Genomic DNA, 1,166 nt, shown 5'->3' with positions numbered 1-1,166 from the left:
AAGATCGCCCCCGAGGCCGCGGCCCGGACCGGCTTCTTCAGGGTCGAGACGCCCGAGGTCTATCGGTACGGGCAAGGCGCTCCGAACCCTGTTGCGGACCCGGGCACGCGCCTACCGAACTCCAACGCCATCCCGAGCCTGGACGTGAACCAGTCTCACGAATTCAACGGCATGAAGATCAGGCGGGTACGCTGATGCCGACCTACAGCCTTTCCGGGCCCGATGGGGCCGAATACGAGATCGACGCGCCCGACGAGGGCTCGGCCTACAAGGCGTACCAGAACATCGGGGCGGCATCGAACCCGCCGTCTGCAACCACGACGGACGCGCCGGCCGCTGGCCTGCCTGGAGACGCCTCCGCAGCGGTCGGGCGGGGCCTCATCAACGGCATTCCCGTGGTCGGCCCCTACGCCTTGTCCGGTCTGGAGCACGCAGCGGCGGGCGTGCGCTCGCTGCAGAACGACACCAAGTTCTCGGACGAACTCAAGAACGTTCAGGGCTTCAGCCAAGGCACCGCTGAGGCGCACCCCTACGCGACCGTCGGCGGCGAGATTGCCGGCGGTGTCATCGGCACCGCGCCCGCCATCGCGGCGGCCCCTGCCGCGTTCGGGGCGGGGACGGCGGCACTGCCCGCCAGGATTGCCGCCTCAATGTTCACAGGCGCCGGGATGGGAGCGGCGGACTCGGCTGTCCGCACCAATGGGGATTTGGACGCTGTTCGGCAGGGCGCGCAAGCCGGCGCAGCGTTCGGCGCTGCTGCGCCTGTCGCCGGCTCCGTCGTCGGCGCGGGCATCCGCAAATTCTACGACATGGTCGGCGGCATTCGCGCGCCGGACAGCGGCTTCGGCTCGGCCGCCACCCGCATGCTCGGGGAAGACGCGGCGGCCTCTGGCGGCACGCAGGCCGTGCGGGATCGCATGGCGCAGCTCGGCACGCCCGCCATGCTGCTTGACGCCTCGCCGTCGTTCCAGGGTAGGGCGCAGGGCTTGGCGGCCCGCCCTGAGACCATGCAGCAGATCGTGGATCCGATCCGCGCCCGCGACGCCGGCACGACAGCACGCCTCGCCGCCGACGTGGATGGCGCCCTCGGCCCCGCCAGCAGCCCGCGGGAGTTGGACGCCCAGGTCAAGGCGCTGCGCAGCGTGCCCAACACCGCGATCGGCGAC

1 protein-coding gene and 1 pseudogene are annotated in these 1,166 nt (G+C 71.2%); both read left to right on the top strand.

The genetic code is table 11. The features are described from left to right. On the top strand, positions 1–195 hold a 195-nt coding region (locus MKK63_RS01580; protein ID WP_243998066.1), incomplete at its 5' end, for a hypothetical protein. Next, positions 195–1,166, top strand: a pseudogene (locus tag MKK63_RS01575) (hypothetical protein); the annotation flags it as partial. The gene MKK63_RS01580 and the pseudogene MKK63_RS01575, both read left to right, overlap by 1 nt.

The sequence above is a fragment of the Methylobacterium sp. J-088 genome (assembly GCF_022829295.1).
Lineage (GTDB): Bacteria > Pseudomonadota > Alphaproteobacteria > Rhizobiales > Beijerinckiaceae > Methylobacterium.
The sequence above is the reverse complement of the archived record's forward strand: the minus strand, read 5'-3'. Positions and strand labels throughout refer to the sequence as shown.